This is a genomic window from uncultured Tateyamaria sp. (assembly GCF_947494755.1).
In the GTDB taxonomy this organism is placed as follows: domain Bacteria; phylum Pseudomonadota; class Alphaproteobacteria; order Rhodobacterales; family Rhodobacteraceae; genus Tateyamaria.
In genome coordinates this window covers 1-860 of sequence record NZ_CANLVZ010000046.1, presented here as the reverse complement: position 1 = coordinate 860, position 860 = coordinate 1, and the positions used below count along the sequence as shown (strand labels likewise).

1 protein-coding gene is annotated in these 860 nt (G+C 56.7%); it reads right to left on the bottom strand.

From position 1 onward, the window contains the following. Positions 1 to 19: 19 nt before the first annotated feature. The coding region (locus Q0908_RS20300; RefSeq protein WP_299289113.1) for an IS3 family transposase at positions 20 to 860 on the bottom strand (841 nt) is incomplete at its 5' end.

Sequence of the window (860 nt, the reverse complement as noted above, 5' to 3'; positions counted from 1 at the left end):
TGCCGCCCCAAGTGCTCGTTTAGGCCACTTTCCGTTCGAAAGCGACAGGGCTTTTCCAGCCCAGTGCTGAGTGTCGTCGCCGTGGATTGTAGAAGCCATTGATGTATCTGAAGATCGCCATCTCAGCCTGTCTGCGGGTGTCCCATGACCGCCGCCAGATCAGTTCAGCCTTGATGGTTTTGAAGAAGGTTTCAACGGCTGCGTTGTCATAGCAGTTTTCTTTCCCGCTCATCGACGCTTCGAACCCATGCTGGCGCAGGAGCTTCTGGTAATCGTGAGAACAGTATTGGCTTCCGCGATCCGTGTGGTGGATGCAGCCTTTGGGTGGCTGCCTTAGCGCCACAGCCATCTTCAATGCCCGGATCGCCAAGTCGCGCTTCATACGGTTCAATACGGCCCATCCGATAACACGCCGAGAATGCAGGTCCAAGATCACAGCTAGATACAGCCAACCTTCGCGCGTCCAGACATAGCTAATATCCCCTGCCCATTTCTGGTTCGGGTGATCTGCGTGGAAGTTCCGGTTCAGCAGGTTCGGCGCAATGTTGAAGGCGTGGTTGCTGTCGGTCGTTACCCTGTATTTCCTGGACCGTTCGACGCGGATGCCATTCTCGCGCATCAGCCGACCGACACGGCGGTGCCCAACATTCAGGCTAAGCTCCTTCAGCTCTTCGGTCATCCTTGGACGACCGTAGCTGCCCAGGCTAAGACGGGATTGTTCCTTGATATGGGCAAGGACAACCATGTCGGCTCGTTGCCTTTGACTGGCGGGTCGGCTGCGATAGGCGCGCAGGCCACGAGCACTGACGTTCAGAACCTGGCAAAGCCGGTTGGTCGGAAATTCGCAGCCATGCTCTTCG